Here is a 569-nt window from a genome sequence, read left to right as displayed (position 1 = left end):
GCGGATCTCGGTGAGGTCGTGGGCGCTGATCACGCGGAGCAGGGCGGTGCGGCGTCGGGCTTCGGCGAAGGCGAAGTTGAGGACGTCTTCGGTGGGGTCGGTGAGGTCGACGGCGGCCAGGACGATGCCGCGGGCTGAGCGTTGGGGGTTGCGGACCACCATGGCGGGGCAGGGGGTGCGGGCCAGGGTGCGTATGGTGGCTGAGCCCAGGGATTGTTCGGCGAAGCCGCCGTCGCCGCGGGCGCCCATGACCAGGAGGTCCGCGCTGCGGGCGGCGGTGGCCAGGACGTCGTGGGGGTCGCCGGGGGCGGCTTGGCTGCGGACGGTGAGTTCGGGGTGGTGGCGGCGCAGGATGGCGGCGCCGAATGCGGCGGTCGCGGTGGCGGCTTCGTGGACGGTGTCCTCGGAGGTGGCGGGGCGCCAGTAGGCGTGGATGACGGTGACGTCGGCACCGCGGGAGACGGCTTCGCGGCCGGCTTCCAGTACGGCCCAGCCGCTGGGCAGTGAGCGGTCGTAGCCGACGACGACGGTGGATCTCATGGTGCGCCTCGCTCAGTCCGGGACGGCGG

Annotated in this window: 1 protein-coding gene; it reads right to left on the bottom strand. The window is 73.6% G+C overall.

Annotated elements, in window-relative coordinates; all coding sequences use genetic code 11:
- On the bottom strand, positions 1–540 hold a 540-nt coding region (locus tag ABD466_RS44330), incomplete at its 3' end, for a universal stress protein (protein WP_344663336.1).
- Positions 541–569: the final 29 nt, after the last annotated feature.

Source organism: Catenulispora subtropica (genome assembly GCF_039531675.1).
GTDB lineage: Bacteria > Actinomycetota > Actinomycetes > Streptomycetales > Catenulisporaceae > Catenulispora > Catenulispora subtropica.
This window is presented reverse-complemented; position numbering and strand designations above follow the sequence as displayed.